1 protein-coding gene is annotated in these 379 nt (G+C 60.4%); it reads right to left on the bottom strand.

Features of this window, described 5'->3' with window-relative positions; translation table 11 throughout:
* Window positions 1-196 precede the first annotated feature (196 nt).
* Window positions 197-379: hypothetical protein (locus EN857_RS35300; RefSeq protein ID WP_210235160.1), on the bottom strand; the 183-nt coding region annotated here is incomplete at its 5' end.

Genomic DNA, 379 nt, shown 5'->3' with positions numbered 1-379 from the left:
CGGCAGCCTCGGCCGAACTGACTTTCCGGGTGATGCCGATATGCTCGGTCGTCACCGGGCCCACATGAGAGAACCAATGAGTTGCCATTAGGTGATGCTAATGGAGGTCGGGAATGTTTGGTAAAAATCTATGAGCGGGTGATCAGATGACCAGCCCGCGCAAAAGACCCCCCGTACCCGGTTCGGTCTGCGTCGGCTATCCTGCCGGCGTTTGGGGCGGTCTCTTTCCCGAGGGCGCCGGCCTGTCCTCCTTCTCGGCATCGATGACCGTGTAGGTAGCTCCACCCTTGGTCGTCGATTGGGCAAGTTCTTCATACAGATACGTTGCGAACATGGACCCGGCTCCCAGCACCGCCCAGAGGGGCACCCCGACCCCCAT

The organism is Mesorhizobium sp. M4B.F.Ca.ET.214.01.1.1, from assembly GCF_004791545.1.
Taxonomy (GTDB): Bacteria; Pseudomonadota; Alphaproteobacteria; order Rhizobiales; family Rhizobiaceae; genus Mesorhizobium; species Mesorhizobium abyssinicae.
Note: the sequence above shows the minus strand (reverse complement) of the source record. Positions and strands in the feature narration are given on the sequence as shown.